This is a genomic window from Desulfuromonadaceae bacterium (assembly GCA_019429445.1).
In the GTDB taxonomy this organism is placed as follows: Bacteria; Desulfobacterota; Desulfuromonadia; order Desulfuromonadales; family JAHYIW01; genus JAHYIW01.
Genome location: JAHYIW010000009.1, coordinates 21,451 through 43,821, shown reverse-complemented (window position 1 = coordinate 43,821; position 22,371 = coordinate 21,451). Strand labels below are relative to the sequence as shown.

Genomic DNA, 22,371 nt, shown 5'->3' with positions numbered 1-22,371 from the left:
AACACGGTGATCTATTTATCCCAGGTATCGCGCAGCGTGACCGTCCGGTTGAAAACCGGCGCTGCGGACGAGAAGTTATGGTCGGCGACAAAGTAACCAAGGCGTTCGAACTGAAAAGTGTCGCCAGCAGCGGCCGTGGCAAGGGCCGGTTCGAGGCGGCAGCCCGTCACGATTTCCAGTGACTCCGGATTCAGCGCCGCGAGAAAATCACTGTCTTTGCCGGCATCGGGGTCGGCGCTCCGAAAGAGCCGATCATAGACCCGAACCTCGGCTGTCACTGCGTGCTCCTGCTCAACCCAGTGGATCACCCCTTTGACCTTGCGACCGTCCGCAGGATCTTTTCCCAGGGTAGCTGGATCATAAGTGCAATGCAATGCGCAGATTTCCCCGTTGGTATCACGCATGACCTCGTCACATTTAATGATGTAAGCGTAGCGCAGCCGAACCTCACGGCCGGGGGCGAGGCGGAAAAACTTCTTCGGCGGATCGGTCATGAAATCATCCCGTTCAATGAAAATTTCACGACCGAAGGGGAGGGTACGTACGCCACGCTCTGGTTGTTGTGGATGGTTGGGGGCGGTGAGTTCCTCGATCTGCCCGGCGGGGTAGTTGGTAATGACAATTTTAAGCGGGCGCAAGACCGCCATTGCCCGGGGGGCGGTTTCGTTAAGAACTTCGCGCACACAATCTTCCAGGATACTGAGTTCGATGCGATTGGCGGCGCGACCGACGCCGATCCGCTCGCAGAAATTTTTCACTGCGGCCGCCGGTACGCCCCGTCGCCTCAGGCCCGACAGCGTCGGCATGCGTGGATCATCCCAGCCGTCAACGTGTTTTTCGGTGACCAGTTGCAGCAGCTTGCGTTTGCTCATCACCGTGTAATCAAGGTTGAGGCGGGCAAATTCGATCTGTCGCGGGGCAAAGATGTTCAGCTCACGCAAAAACCATTCATACAGCGGGCGGTGGTCTTCGAATTCCAGCGTACAGATGGAATAGGTGACCCCCTCGATCGAATCGGACTGCCCATGGGCGAAGTCGTACATCGGATAAATCGCCCAGCTGGTGGAGGTGCGGTGGTGGGGGGCGTGCAAAACACGGTAGATGACCGGGTCACGCAGATTGAGATTCGGCGACGCCATGTCGATTTTGGCGCGCAGGACATAACGGCCAGCGGCAAATTCGCCGTTTCTCATCCGCTCAAACAGGTCGCTGTTTTCTGCTGTCGAACGCTCCCGCCAGGGACTTTCTTGCCCCGGCGTGGTCAAGGTGCCACGACCCTCGCGAATTTCGTCCGCAGTCTGGCCGTCGACATAGGCCTTGCCGCGGTTGATCAGCATGATCGCAAAGGCGTAAAGTTTTTCGAAATAATCGGAAGCATAATATTCATGTTCGCCCCAATCAAACCCGAGCCAGCGCAGGTCGGTTTTGATGGCGTCGATATATTCCTGCTCCTCCTTGACCGGGTTGGTGTCGTCAAAACGCAGATGACAGCGCCCGCCGAAGGCTTCTGCCAGACCGAAATTGAGGCAGATCGACTTGGCGTGACCGATATGCAGATAGCCGTTCGGCTCCGGCGGAAAACGGGTCACAACCTGCTTGCTCTTGCCGCTGGCGAGATCCTCGCTGATGATATTACGGATGAAATTTGCGGACGCTGTCGAGATGTCGCTCATGGGTGTTCCTTATAATTATCGATTTATGCCGCGTGCAGCAAAGCCACGGCATGGGCTTCGATCCCTTCGCCGCGCCCGGCAAAACCGAGGTGTTCGGTGGTGGTTGCCTTGACGTTGATCAATGCAACGTCAACGTTGCAGGCGGCGGCAATATTAACTGTCATCTGCTCAATGTAGGGGGCCAGTTTCGGCTCCTGGGCAACGATCGTCACGTCCATGTTGACAACCCGGTACCCCCGTTCCGTGGCCATTGCCACCACCTGCTCCAGCAAGCGGGTACTGGCAATGCCGCGATAGCGTTCGTCATTATCCGGGAAGTGCCTGCCGATATCCCCCGCGCCGAGCGCGCCGAGCAGGGCATCGCAAATGGCGTGCAGTGCGACGTCGGCATCGGAATGTCCGAGCAGACCGCGTTCAAAAGGGATTTCGACTCCGCCGAGAATCAGTTTGCGTTCCGCGACCAGGCGGTGAACATCGTAGCCGTGACCGATGCGCATCATTCCCGCTGCCCTCGTTGTGCCTCGTGCTCTGCCCAAATGGCGCGGGCCAGCGGCAGATCGTCAGGGGTGGTAATTTTCAGGTTGTATTTGCTCCCCGTCACCATGGTCACCGGTGCCCCGCTCCATTCGATCAGCGCGGCGTCGTCGGTCGTGACAAATCCTTGCGCCAGGGCTCGTTCGTGGGCGGCGTGAATCAATCCATAACGAAAGGCTTGCGGGGTCTGGGCCTGCCACAAGCGTCCTCGTTCCGGGGTTGCTACAACCTGAGCGGCAACAACTTCCTTGATCGTGTCCTGAACCGGAATGCCAACCAGACAGGCGCCAGCGGTGCGCGCTTGTTCAATGAGGAGCGGGAGTTGTGCAATGGGAAAGAAAGGGCGTGCACCATCGTGAATCACGACAATATCGTCGTCCTGCGCCACGCAGGCCTGCAAGCCATTACGTACAGAGTCCTGACGCTGTGCGCCGCCGGGGACGACAGCTCTGACCTTGGTAAATCCGTATTGTTCTACAATGGCGGTGTGACAGTAATCGATCTCGTCGGGCGGGGAGATGATGTAGATGTCATCGACTTGCGGGGCATTGTCGAAGAGGGCAATGGTGTGCGCCAGAACCGGACGGTCACCGAGGCGCAGATACTGTTTGTTGACAGCGGCACCCATCCGGCTACCTGTTCCCGCGGCAGGGATCAGAACAATGATTTTCATGTGACTCCTGATCACAGGGAGGGACCGGTAAAGCCGCAGGGGCGTTGTCAGTTAATGAAAATGTTTTCGACGCGTTTGACGACCATGTCTTCAGCTTGTCCCTGTGCCAGTGCCAGTTCTTTAACCAGCAGGCGCCGGGCCAGTTCGAGTACCTTCTTCTCACCGTAGGAAAGTTCTTTGCCTTCCTTGATCATGTACAGTTCGCGGAGGACTTCGGCCACTTCAAAAAGATCGCCGGATTTGATTTTGTCGTTATACTCCCGCTGCCGTCGGCTCCACGAGATGGTGGCCGGGATCTCGGACAGCTTTTCTTCGAGCAATTTATACACAGAACTGATGCGACCGCGATCAATCAAGGTGCGCAGGCCGACCTGGGCAACATTGTTTACCGGAATCATGATGGTCATGTCGTTGTCGACGATGCGCAAAACGTAAAAATTATTCACACTGCCGCCAATATCGCGCGATTCAATCGCTTCGACAATGCCGACCCCTTGCGACGGGTAGACCGCCATATCTCCAACTTTAAACATTTGGTTACTCCTCTCCCACGCTGGGACTAAACACTATAGCACAGCGTTGTGGAATCCGTCAAGGCGAGTGATTTTTCATGATAAAATCATATTTGATGCACTCGCAAAAACTCATGGGATGGCTAAGCAAAAATTTCGTCCTCCAAGGCCTGGTGGTTTTTCAGGGACGAAGGCCTACATCAGGTAGGTCGAGGTCCTGAAAAACCGGCGTAACGCAGTAGGGCGGACTTTTTGCGACGCCATCATATTTTAATCGCCACAACGAGCAGCGTGGGGTAACCGTTTGCGACTGACAGATGGTCGAACGCATGATAGATTCGGAACCGTGGAAAGGAGAACATGACCAATGCGAATTGCTGTCATCGGTTCAGGGGCGCTGGGACTCTACTACGGTGCGCTGTTGCAACGTGGCGGGAACGATGTGCGTTTTTTGTTGCGCAGCGACTTCGACGCGATCACCGCGCAAGGTTTGACGATCATCTCGGCGCAGGGAAACTTTCATCTTGATCAGGTGGCCGGGTTTCGTGCTCCGCAGGAGATGGGGGAGGTCGATCTGGTCCTGGTCGGGCTGAAGACGACGGCCAACGACGTGTTGACCCGGCTCGTCGCGCCGTTGATGCTGAATCCGGCGTGCAGCGTCCTGACGTTGCAAAACGGCCTCGGCAACGAAGAGCTGCTGGCCGACGCTTTCGGCCCGGAACGCGTGCTCGGCGGGATTGCTTTTCTCTGCTCAAATCGTGGCGAAGCGGGGATCGTTCATCACCTCGGCCAGGGGTCGGTCCGGCTCGGTGAGTTTCGCGGCGGCAGCAGTGCGCGGACGGAGCAGTTGGCGGTGACGTTCAGTGCGGCCGGAATTCCCTGCGCTGCGGTGGCTGACCTGTGCAGGGCGCGCTGGGAAAAGCTGGTGTGGAACATCCCGTTCAACGGGTTGTGTGCCCTGACCGGCAAGGATGTCACTGAAATTCTCGCCGCACCGGCCTGTCGTGCACAGGTGCGGGAAATGATGCTGGAGGTGTCCGCCGGAGCGAATACGCAGGGGTTGTCAACGCCGCTTGACGGTGAGCCTTTTGCCGAAAAAATGTTGCTGGCTACCGACGCCATGGATCACTATCGCCCCAGTATGATGCTCGATCGGCTGGCGGGGCGACCGGTCGAGGTGCAGGCAATTTACCATGAGCCGTTGCAGCGCGCGGCACGCTGTGGTGTGACTATGCCGCGGGTGCAGTTGCTGGCGGCGTTGCTGAGTTTGCCAGGATCGCTGTGCTGATGCGCAAAAATATTTTCTCGCGTTATTTTATCTGCTATGCTCATCCGAACATCAAGGCATTCACCTGTTTTATCGAGAGGACCCATGTCAAAACATATTCCTGAAGAACAACTTGGAATTCGTGAAATGTCGATCGACGACCTGGCGGCCGTTTTTCACCTTGGGGAGGAATTGTTTACCTCCGAATATTCGTCGAGCATGTATCGCACCTGGGACGAATACGAGATCACCACGCTGTTCAATTCTGACAGTGAATTGTGCATCGTCGCCGAACTAAACGGCGTGATTGTCGGTTTTGCGCTGGGGACCACGGTAGAGAAGCATAACTCCTCGTGGAAGTATGGTTATCTGGTGTGGATCGGGATTCGCTCCGGGTTGCAGAAGCTGGGAGTCGGGCACAAGCTGTTCAATGAAATCAAGCAGCGCATGGTTGAGCAGGGGGTGCGGATGATTATTATTGACACCGATGCTGACAACGAGGCCGGGATCGGCTTTTTCAGGAAGCAGGGGTTCGACAATATTCAGAAGCATGTTTACATGACCCTTAACCTGTCACGCGCACGGCAAAAGCGCAAAAAGGGATGACGATGGACATGCGCCTTGAGCAAGTGTGGGCCGCTATCGATCCACACCGGTTGCGTGGTACCCTGATGGAGATGATCGATATCTACTCACCATCGGGGAAGGAAGAAGATATCCAGCTTTATCTGGAAGAGCTGCTGGCTGCGACCGGGATTCCGGTGCGGCGGCAGGTGGTTGATGAGGAACGCTACAATCTGATCACAACGATGGGGGCGGGAGCCCCGTCTTTCTATCTGGTCGGGCATGTTGATACGGTCGCTGCCTGGGATATTGAGGAGTACGCGGCGGTTGAACAGTGGGGGGTGGTGCGTGGTCTGGGGGCCGCCGACATGAAAGGCGGTTGCGCGGCGATGGTCGAAGCGTGGCTGGCGCTGGCGACATTGCCCGAGGCGCAACGCCCGTCCCTCGGTCTGTTGCTGGTGGTTGGCGAAGAGGAAAACGGCGACGGCAGTGCGCGCTTTCTGCAGGAGTATCAGCCCGAGTGGGTGGTGATCGGCGAACCGACCGCGATGCTCCCCGCATTTCGCCATTTCGGCTACATGGAGGTGGCACTGGTCACGCAGGGGTGGCGCATTCATTCCTCCCTGCCGGAACTGGGTCATAATGCTATTGAGTCGATGTTGCGGGTGTTGTTGCAGTTGCAACGGCTGCCACTCCTTGATCCGGGGAGTGGTCGACTGGTCTACTCGATTCGCGAGATGAGTTCGTCGCAGGCGGGCTTCGTGGTGCCGGATCGTTGTGAGGCATTGATTGATCTGCATCTGTCGCCCGATGTTGATCCGGGGGAGGTACGGCGCGAGATGGAAAAGATTCTGGTCAAAGCCCGGCGCCTGATCAAGGATCTCAATCTGGAAGCGCGTTTCGATTTTGAAGCGGGAGGCTATGAGCTGGCGCTCGATAACCCGCTGGTGGCCATCATGGAAGAAACTTTTCCACAGCTGAATCTGCCGTTGGAGTTTGTCCCGTTCCGCTCCCACTCTGACGGCAACCTGTTTTTCCAGGCCGGGTGCAAACCACTCATTCTCGGTCCTGGTTCGCTGGAAACCGCCCATACCGCTGAGGAACAAACCTCACTCGCCGAAGTCGAGGTTGCCGCGCGGATCTACGTCGCGCTGGCGCTCAAATGAAGGTGCGGCGTACCCCTTACCACCCCTTGTCACTCTTCGGTTCCAGGGATATCAGCGTGTAGTCTCGCGATCCCAGCCCAATCTTCTCACCATGTTCCAGCGTGGTCTCCCAATCAATCTGCGGATAGACGCCGCGGAATTTGTCCCCCCCTGCTTCATGTCCCGATTGCAGCGCACTGTCAGCCAGACCGGGAGCGCGATTAACCAGATCGGCGCAGGCCTGATCGATGGCGACCGGATCGGTGGCGACGAGAATCCCCTGATCGGCGACGATCGGGGCGTCGCTATGGCCGTAACAGTCGCAGGCCGGCGAAACCTGGGTGACAAAGCTGACATAGAGGGTCTTCCCCGCCTTGCCGGTGGTGGCGCCGAGGGCATATTCCGCCATTTTTTTCATGATTGTCGGGGGCGCTTCGTCCCAGTTGATGTCGATCGCTTTATCTGCGCAGATCGCGATGCAGCGCCCGCAACCGGTACATTTATCGCTAGCGATGCTCGCCTGCGGGGCCTGAACCGTGATTGCCCCGTGAGCGCAGGCTTTGAGGCAGGCACCACAGACGGTGCAGCGCTGATTGACAGTGGGGGCGGAGACCGAATGTTGTTCCAGTTTGCCTGCGCGGCTCGAACAGCCCATTGCCAGATTCTTGATCGCCCCGCCAAAGCCGCTGATCTCGTGACATTTAAAGTGCGAGACGGCCAGCAGCACATCGGCCTCGATGATTTCGGCACCGATGTCGGTGGCCGTCAACAACTCCCCCGCAATCGCGATACGGCGTGCTGAATGACCGCGCAGGCCATCGCTCATGATCAGTGGTGCGCCGACAACGGCGTAAGCGAAGCCGTTTTCAATCGCGCAGGTGAGGGCAGAAACCGCCTCTTTGCGTTGGCCGGGGTAGAGGGTGCTGGAATCGGTGAGGAACGGTTTGCCGTGGAGTTCCTTGACCCGCTCGACAATGCGGCGGAGGAAGGGGGGGCGGACAAAAGCGTGGCCGCCCTTTTCGCCAAAGTGAATTTTGATTGCCGTCAGATCGCCGTTGCCGACGATCCGGTCGATCCCGGCCAGGTCAAGGAGACGGGTCAGCTTGCCAAACAAGTTCTCGCGGTGGCCAGTGCGCAGGTCGGCGAAATAAACGGGTGTCGACATTTAAGCTTTCCCTTTCTCATTGGTAGTGATCGGTGCTCCGTGTGCAGGGCCCGGCAGGCCGTCCCCCGGCATTTTTTCCACATAGAGTGAGCGGCTCGGGAACGCGATTTCCAGCCCCAGCTCTTCGAGAATATCCATAATTTTCAGACACACATCCTGGCGCGCATCGAGATATTCTCCCCAGACGGTGGTGGTGGTGAAGCAGTAGACCATGATATCGAGGGAGGAGGCGCCGAAGTCGGTGAAGTTGACGAGGAAAAATTCCTGGTCGATCGCCGGGTGTTCACGCAACAGGGTGCGAATCCGTTCGACCACCGTGCGCATCTGTTGCGGGGTGGTGGCATAGGTAATGCCGACGGTGAGTTTGATGCGGCGTTTCGGCATGCGGCTGAAGTTGTTGATGCCGAGATTGGCGACAATATTGTTCGGCACGGTGATTTGTGTCTTGGCGAAGGTACGAATCTTGGTCGAGCGAAACCCGACCTCTTCGACGGTTCCTTCCATATCGCCGGCGACAATCCAGTCACCGACCCGGAACGGACGATCGAAGATAATCATCAGCGAACCAAACACGTTTGACAAGGTATCCTTCGCCGCCAGCGCCACCGCCAGTCCGCCGATGCCGAGGGAGGCAAGGAGGCCGGAGACGGAATAGCCGAAATTCTGGATCGTCATGATCAGGGCGAGAAAGACGATAAAGACGCGCAGGCTTTTGCGGATCAAGGGCGTCAGATTGTCATCAAGGGTCGATACGGTGCGCGCCGCCCAGTTGCTCAGGTATTTGTCGAAAATATCGATCAGGTTAAAGAGCGTCCAGGCGATGGTGAAGGTCAACAGCACCTGAGTCAGGGCGTTGCCGAAGTGCAACAGGTTGACCGGTTCGCTCGGCAGTTTGAGAATGTCGAGGGCCAGACGAATGCCGCCGATGGTGACCAGAAAGCCCGCCGGGCGACGCAGACATTTCAGCAGCAGATCGTCATACTCGCTGCCGGTTTTTTCCGCCAGTGGCAGCAGCAGACGGTCGTAAAAGTACAGTGCGATGCGGCGGATAATCAGCGCACCAAGAATAGCACCAAATGCGCCGCCGTACTGAGCGAGGCTGATGCCGAGGAAGGTCTGGTCGAGCAGTTCTGCAAATGCGAACACGGCGTTCTCCTGCGTTTTTGATCCCTCTACATAGCAAAGATAACGGGGGTTGGCAAGCAATGGTCGCAGCATTTTTCAGCTCTGGCGGCGGACACACGGCAAAACGCTTGAGAACAGGAACTATTCAGCAAGAAATTGACTTTGTGATACACTGTCCCGTAGTCGTTTTTGCAAATATTGATCATGGAGAGAACATCATGAGCGAACATCCGCACGATACCCTGCACACCCGGCGCACCATGACTGTTGGAGGTGAAAATTATGAATATTTCAGCCTTAACGCCGCTGCCGAAGCACTTGGTGATGTCTCGAAGCTGCCCTTCACCCTGAAAGTGCTCCTCGAAAACCTGCTGCGGTTTGAAGATGGCGAGACCGTTACCGTTGCCGACATCAAGGCGGTTGTGTCGTGGCTCGACACGCGTCGTTCACAACATGAAATTGCCTTTCGTCCGGCGCGGGTACTGATGCAGGACTTTACCGGGGTCCCGGCAGTGGTTGATCTGGCAGCGATGCGCGATGCCGTAGCGCGGGGCGGGGGCGATCCGCAGCAGGTCAATCCGCAGGTGCCGGTCGATCTGGTCATTGATCACTCGGTGATGGTCGACAGTTACGCCACCCCCGAGGCGTTCGCCAGCAACGTTAAGCGGGAAATGGAGCGCAACTTTGAGCGTTACGCTTTTTTGCGCTGGGGACAAACCGCCTTCAGGAATTTCCGCGTGGTGCCCCCCGGCACCGGTATCTGCCACCAGGTCAATCTGGAATATCTTGGCAAAACGGTCTGGGTCAGTGAATCCGGGGGAACGACGTTCGCTTATCCCGATACGCTGGTCGGTACCGACAGTCATACGACAATGATCAACGGCCTGGCGGTACTCGGCTGGGGGGTCGGCGGGATCGAAGCCGAGGCGGCGATGCTCGGCCAGCCGATCTCAATGCTGCTCCCCGAAGTCGTTGGTTTTCGGCTGAGCGGAGCGCTCAGCGAAGGGGTGACCGCCACCGACCTGGTGCTGACCGTTACCGAGAGGCTGCGCAACTTCGGCGTCGTCGGCAAATTTGTTGAATTTTGCGGACCGGGACTTGATCAATTGCCGCTGGCCGACCGGGCGACGATCGCCAATATGTCCCCGGAGTTCGGTGCGACCTGCGGGTTCTTCCCGATCGATCAGGTGACAATCGACTATCTGCGTTTTACCGGGCGCGACGAGCCGAGTTGCGCACTGGTCGAGGCCTATGCCAAAGAGCAGGGGCTGTGGCGGACGGAGGTCGAACCGGTGTTCACTGACATGCTGGAACTGAATCTGGCCGATGTGACGCCAAGTCTGGCCGGGCCGAAACGCCCGCAAGACCGCGTCGATCTGGCGGGTCTGCGGTCAGCATTTGACGCGATCATCCCTGCCGGTGATATTGACAAGACGTCTCCGGTGGCGGGAGCGGACTATGCGCTCCGGCAAGGGGATGTTGTCATCGCCGCGATCACCTCCTGTACCAATACCTCAAACCCGGCGGTAATGATGGCCGCCGGGCTGGTGGCAAAAAAAGCGCTCGCAAAAGGGCTGCTGACCAAACCGTGGGTTAAAACCTCGCTGGCGCCCGGTTCGAAGGTGGTCACCGCTTATCTCGCTGGCGCCGGATTACAGGAACCGCTCAATACCCTCGGTTTTCATCTCGTCGGGTACGGCTGCACCACCTGTATCGGCAACTCCGGGCCGTTGGACGAACCGGTCGCCGCTGCGATTGACGCCGCCGGGCTGACGGTGTCGTCGGTGCTATCCGGTAACCGCAACTTTGAAGGACGCATCCATCCGTTGACCAAGGCCAACTGGCTGGCGTCACCGCCGCTGGTGGTCGCCTACGCCCTTGCCGGAACCACCCGCATCGACCTGAGTCGTGAACCGCTCGGCATCGGGTCCGACGGCAACCCGGTCTTTCTGAAAGATATCTGGCCCACTAACGCCGAGGTGTCGCAAATGGTCGCCCGAGTGTCGGCGCAGATGTTTCACAACGAGTATGCTGACGTTTCTCAGGGGGACGAGGCGTGGCGCAATCTGCCGATCCCGGCCGGTCAAACCTACGCCTGGGATGAGTCGTCGACCTATGTCAAGGAACCGGGTTTTTTTGCGGTGCGCGAAAAGCTGGCGGCAGGGTTGGAAGGGTTCGCGGGCGCCCGGATCCTGGTGCTGCTCGGCGATTCGATCACCACCGATCATATCTCCCCGGCGGGGTCGATCAAGGCGGACACCCCCGCCGGACGTTATCTTCTCGATCATGGCATCGCCGAGACCGATTTCAACTCCTACGGTTCACGGCGTGGCAACCATGAGGTGATGATGCGCGGCACCTTCGCCAACATCCGCCTGCGCAACGCCATGGTCCCCGGTACCGAAGGCGGCTTTACCCGCCTGATGCCGGACGGCAAGGTCATGTCGATCTTTGACGCGGCGCTGCGCTATGCAGAAAGTGCCACACCGCTGGTGATCTTTGCCGGCAAGGAGTACGGCACCGGATCGAGTCGCGACTGGGCCGCCAAGGGGACTCTGCTCCTTGGCGTGCGCGTGGTGATTGCCGAAAGTTTCGAGCGCATTCACCGTTCCAACCTGATCGGCATGGGGGTGCTGCCGTTGCAGTTCAAGGCTGGAGAGAGTCGCCTGACGCTGGGGCTGGAGGGCACGGAGGTTGTCAGCCTGAGAGCGGCAGCGGAGCTGGTGCCGGGGCAGGATGTCACATTGACGATCAAGCATGAAAGCGGATCATCCCGCGACGTTGTGGTGACCAGTCGGCTCGATACCGCCAATGAAGTCGAGTATTTCCGCAACGGCGGGATTCTCAATTATGTGCTGCGGCAGATGGTGGAGGGGGCGCGAGAATAATGTTTCACCACGAAGAGCACGAAGGTCACGAAGAAAATCTATTGTAAGGGTCTCTCCGTGCGCTTCGTGATCTTCGTGGTGATGCAGCCTTTGGTGGTCGATGGAAGACCCTTTCGCGGCTGAAAGCCGCTCCCACAAGGGCAAAGCCATTTCCACAGGGGCGGGGCGGCAATGATGGTCTTGCTGTTGTGGGAGCGACATCCTGTCGCGAAGTTTTCGATGGTAGTTGGCCGCCCCTTCGCGGCTGAAAGCCGCTCCCACAAAGGAAAGCAACTCCCACTGGGGCGGGGCGGCAATGATGATAATGCTGTTGTGGGAGCGACATCCTGTCGCGAAGGTTTTGGTAGTCCTGGCGGTTTCCCCACCTTTTTCTTGTTCTGTGAACGAGAATCGTTTAAAATCACCTTTCATGTTTGTCCCCGTGAGGAGGTTCCCGATGCGCCGCTGTCTGTGCTTTTTCCTGCTTGTTCTGCTGCTGTCCCCCCCCCTGTTGTTTGCCAATGACCTGTGTGGCCTGGCTGATGCCGTGACCGACAAAGCGGTCAAGGCGTTTGAGGCTGATCGTGCCGAGGGGTTGAAATTGTTTCTCAAGGCCAGTGAGCTGTGCGGCGAAAAGGCCGATATCGCCTATAACCTCGGCGTGGCCTACTACCGTTACGGGCGGCTGGTCGAAGCGCGGGATGCCCTCGGCAAAGCTGTTGCCAAAGACGGCAGCAACGCCGCCGCGCTCAACAATCTGGCCCAGGTGCTGCTTGAACTGCGGCAGGACGAAACTAAAGCCCTTGCTTATGCAGAGAAAGCGGCGCGTTCTTCGAGTGACCCGGCGGTGACCGACACCCTGGCTCGCGCCCGTTACGCCAACGGCAACGAGGTTGATGCCCTCAAGGGACTGCACACCGCTTTGGCTAAACAGTCGCACCAGGATTTGCAGGCCAGTTATGACGAACTGCTCGACCGCTATCTGGCGACGCAGGTCGAAGCGGCGCAGTCCGGGAAACGGCAGCAGGCGTTGAGCACCCTTGCCCGACTCGATTTTGAAGCCAGGGCGGCTTACACCCGCATTCAGTTGCTGGCCCTTGCCGGACAGGGGGAAGACGCCCTCAAGGCGGTGGCCAGCGCCCAACGTCAGTTCCCGAACGACAAAGCTTTACGCAACGCCACCGACGCAGTCGGCAACCAGGTCGCCGGTGGGCTTTACCAGCAGTTCCAGTCCGGCCAGACCGCCGCGGCGGTCTCTCACGCCAAAAAACTTGCCGAAGCTTATCCGCAGATTTCAGCCCTGAAACAGGCTTATGACAAACTCTTTGAAGCGATGCTCGCCGATGCCTCGACCATCGCCGTTCCCGAGGCCGTGGCGCGAACCCGGCAGCCGGTCGGCGGCGGGCGCACCGCGCAACTGTTGGCCGGCATGGCCGGCGGCACGGCCCCCGACGCCAGCGAGGTCGATTTGACCGTTGATGTCGACCAGAACATCCCCAAGGGCAAGAAGGCAGGCAAGTACGATGTTGCCGTGGTGATCGGCAATCGCACCTACGGGGTCGGCGGCGTGCCCAACGTAGATTTTGCGTGGCGCGATGCCCGCACCATGCGTCAGTATCTGACCACCACCATGGGGTTTGATCCCGGCATGATCATCTATGAAGAGGATGCCGGTTACGCCAAATTCAACGAAATTTTCGGCAACGAGCGTGATCATCGGGGCAAACTGCATAATTTCGTCAAGGACGGCCAGTCGCGCGTCTTTGTTTTCTATGTCGGTCACGGCGCGCCCGATCTCGACAGCGGCGACGCCTACTTCGTGCCGGTCGACGCCAACCCGCAGTTTCTCAAGACCAGCGGCTACCGGGTGCAGACCTTTTACGACAACCTCGCCAAACTCCCGGCCCAGGACGTCACCGTGGTCCTCGACGCCTGTTTCTCTGGCAACTCGGCCAGTGGTCTTCTGTTTCAAGGGGTCAGCTCGATCACCCTGCGCACCCGACCACAGGTCGCCAAGCCGTCCGCTGCGGTGGTTTTTGCCAGCGCCGCCGATGATCAGGTGTCAACCTGGTACCCGGAGAAACGCCACAGCCTCTTTACCTACTACTTCCTCAAGGGGTTGCAGGGCGAAGCTGACAGCAGTGGCGACAAAAAGATCACCGTGGCCGAGATGGAGGCCTACCTCAACGAGAACGTCACCTGGATGGCAAAAAAGCTCAAAGGCACCACCCAGCAACCGCAGGTGTCGGGACACCGTCAGCAGGTGCTGGCGGTGCTGAAGTAGGTTCAGTTTCTAACCGGAAACATCCTCTGTGTAGGAGCGGGCTGCGATGATGGTGTTTTTTGTGGGAGCGACATCCTGTCGCGAAGCTTTTGGTGGTAGCTGGAAGACTCTTCGCGGCTGAAAGCCGCTCCCACAGAGACAAACTCCAGCTTCCCTCTTGTTTAGGTGATGATGCTATGTAAAGGAGAGGCAATGCGTGTTTTAACTTTCTGTGCTCTATGGATGACCGGCTTGTTGGTGGCCCAGCCGGCACAGGCGTGGTTTATCAAGGATTTTCGCACCAGCAGACAACCGGCCAGCCGCTCCGGTGGCAGTGTCAGCGGTGGCGGCAGTTGGACCGAGTCGCTGACCGGGATGGCGTTTGTCCGCGTGCCGGGCGGCTGTTTTCAAATGGGGAGTCCCTCAAGCGAAAAAGATCGTAGCAGTCACGAGGGGCCGGTGCACGAGGTGTGTGTGGATGATTTCTCGATGGGCAAGTTTGAGGTGACCAATGCACAGTATCGCAAATACAAATCCGGGCACACCAGCACGGACTACGAAGGAAATAGTCTGAACGGCGATGATCAGCCAGCAGTCTATGTCAGCTGGGAAGATGCGACCGAGTACGCCAAGTGGTTGTCGCGTCAGACCGGCAAGAGCTTCCGTTTGCCGACCGAGGCGGAGTGGGAATATGCGGCCCGTGCCGGGACCCGAACGGCACGCTGGTGGGGTGAAAGTCCGGATCAGGCCTGTCGCAATGCGAATGTAGCTGACCAAAGTGCGAAAAGAAAATGGTCGAACTGGACAGTTCACAACTGCGATGACGGTTATGCAGTAACAGCCCCGGTGGGACGTTTTGCAGCCAATGCGTTTGGTTTGCACGACATGCTTGGCAATGTATGGGAGTGGTGCCAGGACTGGTACGACAGCGGCTATTATGCTAAAAGTCCCAGGCAGAATCCGCAGGGTCCGTCGGGCGGGTCGTACCGCGTCGGACGCGGCGGCAGCTGGAACAACGACCCGAGGCACGTGCGCTCGGCGAGCCGGAGCGGGAACGATCCGGGCGACCGCTACGACGGCCTGGGTTTCCGCCTTGTCACTCAAGACCGGGGTTAGGTGGAGGTGTGATTGGAGGCGCTGGCAGCGCGTGGCGGAGCCGCGCTGACGGGCGCTGGAAATGACACCGGAACCTGAAATTTTTTTGTTTTGTGGGAGCGGCTTTCAGCCGCGAAGGTTTTGGTGGTAGCTGGAAACCCCTTCGCGGCTGGAAGCCGCTCCCACAGGGGCAAAGCCATTCCCACAGAGACGGGGCGGGGCAGCGATGATGGTCTTGCTGTTGTGGGAGCGACATCCTGTCGCGAAGCCCTTGGTGGCAGCTGGAAACCCCTTCGCGGCTGAAAGCCGCTCCCACAAAGGCGGGGCTGAGCGCAAGATAAATCAACAATGGAGGGAACTTGGACAATCAAATATTGACAACACATTCCCGTTCCCATGCCTTGCGCAAAGGACGTGTCTCCCTCGCAAAAAACCTCTATCTGCTGACCTCGACCACCCATAATCGCCAGCCAGTTTTCCATGATTTAACCGCCTGTCGTATCTGTATCAACGCATTGCGATTTCAGCAAGAACAAGGACGTGCAGTCACATTGGCCTTTGTCTTGATGCCAGATCATCTGCATTGGTTGATTTCGTTGGAGCAGGGTACGCTTGCCCAGTTGATGCAATCGGTCAAAACATTTACCTCTCGTCAGATTAATCTTCAGCGAGGGGGGTCTGGTTCGTTATGGCAACCTGGATATCATGACCGGGCGTTGCGCAAAGATGAAGATGTTCAGTCAGCTGCCGGATATCTGGTAACCAATCCGGTGCGAGCAGGACTGGTAGCGAAAGTGTGGGATTATTCACATTGGGATTCGGTGTGGATTTAAATCAAAATCTTTCGCGGCTGGAAGCCGCTTCCACGGGAGCTGGGCTGCGATGATGGTATTGATGTTGTGGGAGCGACATCCTGTCGCGAAGTTTTTGGTGGCAACTGGAAGACCCTTTCGCGGCTGAAAGCCGCTCCCACAAAGGAAAGCCGCTCCCACAAAGGAAAGCCGCTCCCACAAAGGAAAGCCGCTCCCACAAAGGAAAGCCGCTCCCACAAAGGAAAGCCGCTCCCACAAAGGAAAGCCGCTCCCACAGAGACAGGGGCGGGCAGCGATGATGATATTTATTGTAGGAGCGACATCCTGTCGCGAAGCTTTGGCTATTGCGGTGAAAACTTACGAACGCATATTTTCAAATTGCAGTTCAATGCCCAGATCTTTCCCCTTGAGCAGCTGAATCACTTCCTGGAGATCGTCGATCTTTTTGCCGGTGACGCGCACCTGATCGTCCATGATCTGCGCCTGTACCTTGAGTTTGCTCTCCTTGATTTCTTTGATGACCTCTTTTGCTTTTTCCTTGCTGATCCCCTGTACCAGCGCTGCCTTCTGACGCACCGCACCCATCGAGGCGGGTTCTTCCTTGCCGTAGTCAAAACAGCGTGTCGAGACGCCCCGTTTGACCAGTTTACTGATCAGGATATCCTTGATCGCGGTCAGTTTGTAATCATCGGCAGCGAGGATCGTCAGTCCGTCTTTGCCGAGGGCGATTTCATTGTGCGTGCCTTTAAAATCGTAGCGCTGTTCAACTTCCTTGATCGCCTGATTGACGGCGTTGTCGACTTCCTGCATGTTGACTTTTGATACAATGTCGAAACTGGGCATGCTGCCTTCTCCTTCTGTGTCACACTCTTGCCGTAGTCCAAAAATCCTATTCCTGTTCGTATTCGCCGCGCGTCAAGCTGAAATTGTGGCGGTACTGCATGATACTCTGCACGGCGATTTTGATGATACTGGCGACCGGCACGCCGATAATCATGCCGATGACGCCGGACAATTTGCCCCCCATGATGATCGCAACAATAACGATGAACGGGTGCAGATTGGAAACCCGCGAAATAAATATCGGGATGAGGATAAAGCTGTCGACAATGATCTGGGCGATGAGGATGTAGACGCAGACAATCCACCAGAACTCGCCGCCGACGCCGAGATCGGCAAAAGCGATCAGAATGCCGGGGACCATGCCAATGATCGGGCCGACGTAGGGGATCAGATTGGTGATGCCGGCGAAGGCGCCGAGGAGCGGGGCGTAACGGATATCGGTCATACTCAGTCCAATAGCGACGACCAGTCCGACGATGAAGGCTTCGATGATCCGCCCGCGAATGAACTCGGAGAGCTGACGACTGATCAGAAACGAGAGGTCGTGCGCCATTTCAAAATGACGGTTGGGGGTCAGCGCCACGCATTTGCGGATGGTGGCGTGGCCGTCGCGTAAAAAAAAGAACGAAAAGAGTGGCACCAGAATCATCAGACTGCCGATGAGCATCGCCGATTTCGGTGTTTCAATCAGGATGTCGGCAGCGATCTTCTGCGCCAATGCTTTGGCTTTTCCGGGCAGATCGTATTCAGTGACGTAGGGGGCCTTGTTGATCAGATAGCTTTGCAGTTCATTCACCAGACCGGTAATTTTTCCGGTGTAGCGGGGAAGATCGGTTTTGAGTGAAGACCACATTCCGTCGAGGTAGGGAATCAGCCAGAATGCCAGTAACGTTGCGATGATTGCAATCAGTATGTAGACAAAGAATATGCCAAGGGTGCGATTGAAGCCTTTGCGTTCAAAGTAACGGACCGGTGGGTCGAGTAAAAAAGTCAGGATGAGCGACAACAGGACCGGCAGGAAGAGACCCGCCGTCGCGGTCCTGAGCAAATTGATAATGTTGGTGGCCGAGGTATAGAGCGACAAGCCGGTCGCCAGTGACAGCGTCATGACCAGATAAAAGATAATCAGTTGTGCGCGGGTGAACCCTTTGCGCGAGCTGCTGTTCGGTAGGCTACTCATCATGGCGGTTCACAGTTTCAAGCTCGGTTTTGAGCCGAATGATTTCGGTATTCGAGGCGAGCAGTCGTTCACTCATGATGCGGGTGAGCATCATCAGGATCTTGTTGGCGATGTCGGCCTGTTTCTGAACCATTTCGAGCAGGTCGGCACGGAACAGACCGATCAGTACACTTTGTTCGAGGGTTCGGACGCAAGCGGTGCGGGCGGCGGGAGCAGTCAAGGTCGTTTCGCCGAAAAAATCGCCCGGCCCAAGGACCGCCAGCTCCTCTTCCTCTTTGTTGATATTGCGTGAGAAAACCTGCACTTTTCCCGAGCGGATGACGTACATGCCCGAGCCGGGATCGCCCTGCTCGAAAACGGTTTCAAACGGGGCGTAGTCACGGGCGTGCATCAGCCGTTCGAGCTGATTCAGCTCCTTGGGGCTCAGTTCCGCGAAAACCGGCACAGTGCCAAGAAAAAAAGCCAGTGATTCTTCCTGCTTTTTTTTCGAGAAAATATTGCTCCACAGTGGGTTCAAGGCAAATCCTCCATCAGAATGATCAATTAACTACTCGCCATTGAGAGCCTGGATGACAAGGTCAGGCAATGGTTTGTTGATAATGTAGTTACTGAAAGTAACTTCGATGCGCTCGTTGCGATCCGGGGTGCGGATGTTGCGCACCTGCCTCCCCGGCACCAAAAACCCGCCGACAGTGACAAACTCGGTGGTCAGACGGGTATCGACGCCGCCGTCCGCGGTGGTGAGATGAACCTCCGTGGGGAGCAGATTCCCGGCGATTTCAAGATGACGCAGCTGAAAATTCAGCCGCGACTTCCCGGTGGAGACGATTTCCATCCGGCGCAGAATGTTGCGGTCCGGGTCGATGTCGAAAACCAGTTCGCTGATATTTGTCCGCGGGAGTGGCAACCCCTCGGTGTAGAATGCGTTGCCCACATCGACGGCGTCGCGGAATAGTGCGGTGATGGAGATGGTCCGGTCGTTGCCGATGCGTGTTTCGAAGGTTTTGATTTCTGCTTTTTGCAGCAGCGCGGCACGCTTGCTCGCACTCTTTGCCGACAGCACGAGAGTGCCCGGATCGATGGCAAATTCACCCGAAAAGTAACGAATCATTTCGCTGATGGTGGGAAAGACCGTTTGAGTTGTCGGCAGGATGACGGTGCGCCCGCTCGCGCGGCTCCAGAATTTGCGCAGCTCCGGCACCTGTGGCCGGGGAGTATCGGCGGGCATGTTGGCCGTCATGCGGGCGATCATGACCCCGACCTGATCGGTATTGACGGTTGCCTGATAGCTGTCGAGTCCCTTTTGGCCGATGGCGTAGTGTTTCGCGACCCTTTCGAGCAGGGTCGGGTCGGCAAACGCAAGGAGGGGCGTCAACAACAGACAACAGATCAGGTAAAACGCAATTCGCAACATTTGCTTGGCGTCCTCCAGCGAGGGATAGTTTGATGGCGTCGCAAAAAGTCCGCCCTACGGCGTTACGCTGGTTTTTCAGGACCTCGACCTACCTGATGTAGGCCTTCGCCCCTGAAAAACCACCAAGCCTTGTAGAACGAAATTTTTGCTTAGCCACTTAATTCTTTTTTGCGAGTGCAACATAGTTTGAGACGAAACACGCCTATTATAGCGGATGTCCTGGAAACGACAAGGACTATTTAGTCGCAATCACGAGGTGTTGACAGGTGCCGCAAGGGGTTGTTATCTTCGCTTAACGAACGTAGTTGCGCTTATGGAGTACGATGGATTTTCAATCCAGCAAATACCCGGCAGCACCGGGGGTTTATCTGATGCGGGGCAGCGACGGGCAAGTGCTTTATGTCGGCAAGGCGAAGCGGCTGCGCAATCGTTTGCGGGGTTATTTTTCCGCGGCAGGCGACGGACGCGGCCATATTCGTTTTCTGATGGCGCGGGTTGCAACGATCGACACCATTGTGACCGATACCGAGAAAGAGGCGCTGATCCTTGAAAACCTCCTCATCAAGGAACATCGCCCGCGCTACAACATCGATCTGCGTGATGACAAAACCTACCTGTCGCTGCGCATCGACCTGAACGAGGAATTCCCCACGGTCAACCTGACCCGGCGGGTGGTTAATGACGGAGCGCTCTATTTTGGTCCGTATTCCTCTAGCGGGGCGATTCGCTCCACCCTGAAGACTCTGCGCCAGGTCTTTCCGCTGCGCCAGCATGATCTGGCGACCTGTCGACGGCGCGGGCGTCCCTGTCTTTATTTTCAACTCGGGCAGTGCAGTGGCCCCTGTCACGGCAAAATTTCTGTGCCGGATTACCGCAAGCTGGTCGACGGGGTGATCGCACTGCTCGGTGGTCGGGAAAGTGAAGTGCTGGCCGATTTACAGCGGCGGATGACGCGTGCCGCGCAGGAGCTGCGCTATGAGGATGCCGGGGCGTTGCGTGATCAGATGCGGGCGATCAACAAATCGGTTGAACAACAGAAGGTGGTGATTGCCGCTGGCGGTGATCGCGATGTGGTCGGACTGCATCGTGAAGGGGGGGAGGTGGAGATTGCGCTACTCTGTGTTCGTCAGGGAAAGTTGCTCGACCGGCGTGATTTTAATCTTGACTGGCGACTCGATGAGGATGAACTGCTCTCCTCCTTTCTGCGCGAATTCTACGCACGGGAGGTCGTGATTCCCGGCGAGATTTTGCTGCCCTTTCTCCCTTCCGACGGCGCCACACTGGGCGAATGGTTGTCGGAACGTCGCGGGCACAAGGTCACTCTTGTGGCCCCGCAACGTGGCCCGCGGGTCGAACTGGTGAGGCTGGCAGCGCGCAATGCCAGCGAGGCGCAGCGCGAACGCGGCAGTCGTCGCGCGGCACGTACCACGCTGCTGAACGATCTGGCGGCCCGTTTTCATCTCTCTGCGCCGCCAACGCGCATCGAGTGTTTTGATATCTCCACTATTCAGGGTAGTTTCACTGTTGGCAGCATGGCGGTGGTTATCAATGGTGAGCCGGAAAAAAGCGCCTATCGTCATTATCGCATCCGTGAGAGCGGTGGCGCCGATGATTTTGCCGCGCTTGGCGAGGTGTTGCGGCGGCGTTTGCGGCGCGGTATTGAAGAAGGTGTGCTCCCCGATCTGGTGTTGATCGACGGCGGCAAGGGGCAGCTCGGTGCGGTCGTTGCGGTGCTTGAAGAACTCGCCCTGCACGGGCGGGTGGCGGTGGTCGGGATGGCCAAGAGTCGGGTGCAGGCCAATGTGCGCGGCAAGGCGGTCGAACGGAGTGAGGAACGGTTTTTTCTCCCCGGCCGCAAAAACCCGGTCACGTTACGTCAGGGCTCAGCGTTGCTTTTTCTCCTCGAACGACTCCGCGATGAAGCTCACCGTTTTGCGATTACGCACCACCGCCAGTTGCGCGGCAAGGCGGCATTGCGATCAACGCTGGAGGATATCCCCGGCGTTGGCGCGGTACGCCGCAAGTTGTTGTTGAAACAGTTCGGCAGCGTCAAGAAAATCCGTGCGGCACAGCTGGCAGAGCTGCTGGCCGTGGCGGGGTTGCCGGAGACGACGGCGCGGGAGGTTTTTGCTTTTTTTCATGATCAGGAAGCTGCAACAGAACAACAAGTGCGTCATTAATGATGCACTCACAAAAAAGAATGAGATGGCTAAGCAAAAATTTCGTCCTCCAAGGCTTGGTGGTTTTTGAGGGGCGAAGGCCTACATCAGGTAGGTCGAGGTCCTGAAAAATCAGCGTAACGACGTAGGGCGGACTTTTTGCGACGCCATCATTAATGACGGAATTTATCTCCCCGAAAATCTTGCAATGCCTGCCGAATTGACGCGAAAGCGATCTTCTCGAAATCGATATCCTCGGGCCTGACCAGGACAACCTCTGCGACATCGTCCGCCGCAACCGGTACGGTGTCTTCTGGCACGCTGGCGGTGAAGATCAAATCAAGGGTGCGGTATTCGATTTCACGATAGTAATAACGATTCTGATAAGAGGCGCAATAACGCGGGGTATCGATGACCATGCCGAGCTCTTCGTGAACTTCGCGGATGATCGCTGCCTCGACGCTTTCGTCGGGGTCGACAAAGCCGCCCGGAAGATCGAGCAGTCCCGCGCCGGGATCGCTTTTGCGCAAGGTCAGCAGAAGTTGGTCGCCGCGGGTGAGGATGACCGCGCAGGCGGCGGCGATATTGTGGTAGTAGACCAGGTCACAGGCCGCGCAGCGCCAGCGGCGGTCATCGAGAAACGTGTAGTTTGCCGAGGTGCAGCGCGGACAGTAACGGATGGCACGGACATCGATGCTCATCCCGGATGGCGTTTCTTCTTGCGATAAACAGTGCCGGTAACGGTCGCGAGCGGTTCGCCATCGCGGGCACCGGCACGGGAAAATGTGTCGCGCACGGTGAATCTCTGACCCGTGTTCATGGGTTGCCTGTTTTTTCCTTCAGGTGGGTTTCGATCTCCCGCATCTGCGCGTTGATGCGCCCGGCGGAGACCGCCATGGCCAGCGCCTGCACGGCGCTGATTTCCTGCTCGGTAATCCCGTTGTCCCTGGCCACGCCAAGGTAGTGCTCCACTCAGGGAAAGCACCCGGCGGTCAAGGCTGCCGCCAGACCGACCAGTGTGGTGGTTTTGACATCGAGCCCGGCGGCGCGGGCGGAATCGTAAAAAGCACGAAAGGTTCG

20 protein-coding genes are annotated in these 22,371 nt (G+C 57.5%); 8 read left to right on the top strand and 12 right to left on the bottom strand.

Annotation, left to right across the window (positions count from 1 at the left end; all coding sequences use genetic code 11):
• Positions 1 to 11 precede the first annotated feature (11 nt).
• Genes K0A93_04870 through K0A93_04855 form a run of 4 tightly spaced genes read right to left on the bottom strand, consistent with a single transcriptional unit; the run spans position 12 to position 3,413 of the window.
• The gene (locus K0A93_04870; GenBank protein ID MBW6511440.1) at positions 12 to 1,673 is read right to left on the bottom strand and encodes a glutamine--tRNA ligase/YqeY domain fusion protein; all 1,662 of its coding nucleotides are present in this window, start codon (positions 1,671 to 1,673) and stop codon (positions 12 to 14) included.
• 23 nt (positions 1,674 to 1,696) lie between these two features.
• On the bottom strand, positions 1,697 to 2,170 hold the full coding sequence (gene ispF, locus K0A93_04865; GenBank protein ID MBW6511439.1) for a 2-C-methyl-D-erythritol 2,4-cyclodiphosphate synthase: 474 nt from the start codon (positions 2,168 to 2,170) through the stop codon (positions 1,697 to 1,699).
• On the bottom strand, positions 2,170 to 2,880 hold the full coding sequence (gene ispD, locus K0A93_04860; GenBank protein ID MBW6511438.1) for a 2-C-methyl-D-erythritol 4-phosphate cytidylyltransferase: 711 nt from the start codon (positions 2,878 to 2,880) through the stop codon (positions 2,170 to 2,172). Before ispD ends, ispF begins: the two co-directional genes overlap by 1 nt.
• A 47-nt stretch (positions 2,881 to 2,927) precedes the next feature.
• The gene (locus K0A93_04855; protein MBW6511437.1) at positions 2,928 to 3,413 is read right to left on the bottom strand and encodes a CarD family transcriptional regulator; all 486 of its coding nucleotides are present in this window, start codon (positions 3,411 to 3,413) and stop codon (positions 2,928 to 2,930) included.
• Positions 3,414 to 3,759: 346 nt separating this feature from the next.
• On the opposite strand from K0A93_04855, the gene K0A93_04850 reads away from it, so the two are divergent.
• From K0A93_04850 to K0A93_04840, 3 genes are all read left to right on the top strand, one after another.
• Entirely contained in the window at positions 3,760 to 4,680 is a 921-nt protein-coding gene (locus K0A93_04850) for a putative 2-dehydropantoate 2-reductase (protein MBW6511436.1), read from the top strand.
• Positions 4,681 to 4,764: 84 nt separating this feature from the next.
• Positions 4,765 to 5,265 carry a GNAT family N-acetyltransferase gene (locus tag K0A93_04845; GenBank protein MBW6511435.1) on the top strand — a complete coding sequence of 167 codons (501 nt, stop codon included), beginning with the start codon at positions 4,765 to 4,767 and terminating at the stop codon, positions 5,263 to 5,265.
• A gap of 2 nt (positions 5,266 to 5,267) precedes the next feature.
• Positions 5,268 to 6,389, top strand: coding sequence for a M20/M25/M40 family metallo-hydrolase (locus K0A93_04840; GenBank protein ID MBW6511434.1), 1,122 nt, complete (start codon positions 5,268 to 5,270; stop codon positions 6,387 to 6,389).
• Between the two features lie 16 nt (positions 6,390 to 6,405).
• Here K0A93_04840 and K0A93_04835 read toward each other — a convergent pair whose 3' ends face one another.
• On the bottom strand, positions 6,406 to 7,533 hold the full coding sequence (locus K0A93_04835; GenBank protein MBW6511433.1) for a DUF362 domain-containing protein: 1,128 nt from the start codon (positions 7,531 to 7,533) through the stop codon (positions 6,406 to 6,408).
• Entirely contained in the window at positions 7,534 to 8,751 is a 1,218-nt protein-coding gene (locus tag K0A93_04830; GenBank protein ID MBW6511432.1) for a mechanosensitive ion channel family protein, read from the bottom strand.
• A 125-nt stretch (positions 8,752 to 8,876) separates the two neighbouring features.
• Between K0A93_04830 and acnA the strand changes: the two genes are divergently transcribed.
• The 4 genes from acnA to K0A93_04810 all read left to right on the top strand — a co-directional run bounded on the left by acnA (position 8,877) and on the right by K0A93_04810 (position 15,716).
• Positions 8,877 to 11,546, top strand: a complete 2,670-nt coding sequence (acnA, locus tag K0A93_04825) for an aconitate hydratase AcnA (protein ID MBW6511431.1) — start codon at positions 8,877 to 8,879, stop codon at positions 11,544 to 11,546.
• Between the two features lie 436 nt (positions 11,547 to 11,982).
• Positions 11,983 to 13,809: a caspase family protein gene (locus K0A93_04820; GenBank protein ID MBW6511430.1), complete on the top strand. Its 1,827-nt coding sequence runs from the start codon at positions 11,983 to 11,985 to the stop codon at positions 13,807 to 13,809.
• 192 nt (positions 13,810 to 14,001) lie between these two features.
• Positions 14,002 to 14,904, top strand: a complete 903-nt coding sequence (locus tag K0A93_04815) for a formylglycine-generating enzyme family protein (protein MBW6511429.1) — start codon at positions 14,002 to 14,004, stop codon at positions 14,902 to 14,904.
• Between the two features lie 338 nt (positions 14,905 to 15,242).
• Entirely contained in the window at positions 15,243 to 15,716 is a 474-nt protein-coding gene (locus K0A93_04810; protein MBW6511428.1) for a transposase, read from the top strand.
• A gap of 336 nt (positions 15,717 to 16,052) precedes the next feature.
• Here K0A93_04810 and K0A93_04805 read toward each other — a convergent pair whose 3' ends face one another.
• From K0A93_04805 to K0A93_04790, 4 genes are read right to left on the bottom strand one after another with little or no spacing between them, the layout of a single operon-like run.
• Positions 16,053 to 16,538, bottom strand: coding sequence for a YajQ family cyclic di-GMP-binding protein (locus K0A93_04805; GenBank protein ID MBW6511427.1), 486 nt, complete (start codon positions 16,536 to 16,538; stop codon positions 16,053 to 16,055).
• Between the two features lie 46 nt (positions 16,539 to 16,584).
• The gene (locus K0A93_04800) at positions 16,585 to 17,718 is read right to left on the bottom strand and encodes an AI-2E family transporter (GenBank protein MBW6511426.1); all 1,134 of its coding nucleotides are present in this window, start codon (positions 17,716 to 17,718) and stop codon (positions 16,585 to 16,587) included.
• A complete protein-coding gene (locus tag K0A93_04795; protein ID MBW6511425.1) occupies positions 17,711 to 18,235 on the bottom strand; it encodes a cyclic nucleotide-binding domain-containing protein in 525 nt (174 codons plus the stop codon). The genes K0A93_04800 and K0A93_04795 overlap by 8 nt, the downstream gene beginning before the upstream one ends.
• A 30-nt stretch (positions 18,236 to 18,265) precedes the next feature.
• Positions 18,266 to 19,132 carry a hypothetical protein gene (locus K0A93_04790; protein MBW6511424.1) on the bottom strand — a complete coding sequence of 289 codons (867 nt, stop codon included), beginning with the start codon at positions 19,130 to 19,132 and terminating at the stop codon, positions 18,266 to 18,268.
• Between the two features lie 323 nt (positions 19,133 to 19,455).
• On the opposite strand from K0A93_04790, the gene uvrC reads away from it, so the two are divergent.
• On the top strand, positions 19,456 to 21,312 hold the full coding sequence (uvrC, locus tag K0A93_04785) for an excinuclease ABC subunit UvrC (GenBank protein ID MBW6511423.1): 1,857 nt from the start codon (positions 19,456 to 19,458) through the stop codon (positions 21,310 to 21,312).
• Between the two features lie 152 nt (positions 21,313 to 21,464).
• On the opposite strand, the gene K0A93_04780 is transcribed toward uvrC, so the two are convergent.
• Both K0A93_04780 and K0A93_04775 read right to left on the bottom strand, forming a co-directional pair.
• Positions 21,465 to 21,992 (bottom strand): NUDIX domain-containing protein, encoded by a 528-nt coding sequence (locus tag K0A93_04780; protein MBW6511422.1) that lies wholly within the window; start codon positions 21,990 to 21,992, stop codon positions 21,465 to 21,467.
• A gap of 115 nt (positions 21,993 to 22,107) precedes the next feature.
• The gene (locus K0A93_04775; GenBank protein MBW6511421.1) at positions 22,108 to 22,263 is read right to left on the bottom strand and encodes a hypothetical protein; all 156 of its coding nucleotides are present in this window, start codon (positions 22,261 to 22,263) and stop codon (positions 22,108 to 22,110) included.
• Positions 22,264 to 22,371 lie beyond the last annotated feature (108 nt).